This window comes from Streptomyces gelaticus (genome assembly GCF_014649535.1).
GTDB lineage: Bacteria > Actinomycetota > Actinomycetes > Streptomycetales > Streptomycetaceae > Streptomyces > Streptomyces gelaticus.
Window position 1 is genome coordinate 1 of record NZ_BMTF01000107.1, and the last position, 627, is coordinate 627.

The window sequence follows — 627 nt, forward strand, 5'->3', positions numbered from 1 at the left end:
TCGTACGCGGCGGTGCGTGAGCTCGCCCTCCAGAAGGGCTTCGGGGACTTCTCGCTGGTCTTCCCGATCGGCATCGACGCAGGGATCTGTGTCCTGCTCGCCCTGGACCTGCTGCTGACCTGGCTGCGCATCCCGTTCCCGCTGCTGCGCCAGACCGCCTGGTTGCTGACCGCCGCGACCATCGCCTTCAACGGCGCCGCGGCCTGGCCCGACCCGCTCGGCGTCGGCATGCACGCCGTCATCCCGGTGCTCTTCGTGGTCGCCGTCGAGGCCGCCCGGCACGCCGTGGGCCGGATCGCCGACATCACGGCCGACAAGCACATGGAGGGCGTCCGGCTCACCCGCTGGCTGCTCTCCCCGGTACCGACGTTCAAGCTGTGGCGCCGGATGAAGCTCTGGGAGCTCCGGTCGTACGAGCAGGTCATCAAGCTCGAACAGGACCGGCTGATCTACCAGGCCCGCCTCCAGGCCCGCTTCGGACGCAACTGGCGCCGCAAGGCCCCCGTCGAGTCCCTGATGCCCCTGCGCCTGGCGAAGTACGGAGTCCCGCTGGCCGAGACCGCTCCGGCCGGCCTCGCCGCCGCGGGCATCGAACCGGCCCTGCTGCCCCCCGCCCCGGAACCGGCC

1 protein-coding gene is annotated in these 627 nt (G+C 71.8%); it reads left to right on the forward strand.

The features are described 5' to 3' along the window. The coding region (locus IE107_RS34595) for a DUF2637 domain-containing protein (RefSeq protein ID WP_189548292.1) at nucleotides 1–627 on the forward strand (627 nt) is incomplete at both ends.